Source organism: Streptomyces alanosinicus, assembly GCF_014650595.1.
Lineage (GTDB): Bacteria > Actinomycetota > Actinomycetes > Streptomycetales > Streptomycetaceae > Streptomyces > Streptomyces alanosinicus.
On record NZ_BMVG01000171.1, the window covers coordinates 1 to 580 of the forward strand.

Here is a 580-nt window from a genome sequence, read left to right on the forward strand (position 1 = left end):
AACGTTCCACCCATGAGCAACCAGCATCAGACACTCGCCGATGTACTGGCCTCTGGACCGCCAGGCGGCCTAGAAATGCTCCTTAGAAAGGAGGTGATCCAGCCGCACCTTCCGGTACGGCTACCTTGTTACGACTTCGTCCCAATCGCTAGTCCCACCTTCGACAGCTCCCTCCCACAAGGGGTTGGGCCACCGGCTTCGGGTGTTACCAACTTTCGTGACGTGACGGGCGGTGTGTACAAGGCCCGGGAACGTATTCACCGCAGCAATGCTGATCTGCGATTACTAGCAACTCCGACTTCATGGGGTCGAGTTGCAGACCCCAATCCGAACTGAGACCGGCTTTTTGAGATTCGCTCCACCTCACGGTATCGCAGCTCATTGTACCGGCCATTGTAGCACGTGTGCAGCCCAAGACATAAGGGGCATGATGACTTGACGTCGTCCCCACCTTCCTCCGAGTTGACCCCGGCGGTCTCCTGTGAGTCCCCATCACCCCGAAGGGCATGCTGGCAACACAGAACAAGGGTTGCGCTCGTTGCGGGACTTAACCCAACATCTCACGACACGAGCTGACGAC

Annotated in this window: 1 rRNA gene; it reads right to left on the reverse strand. The window is 57.9% G+C overall.

Annotated elements, in window-relative coordinates:
- Positions 1-86 precede the first annotated feature (86 nt).
- Positions 87-580 (reverse strand): 16S ribosomal RNA (locus tag IE277_RS46840); the annotation flags it as partial.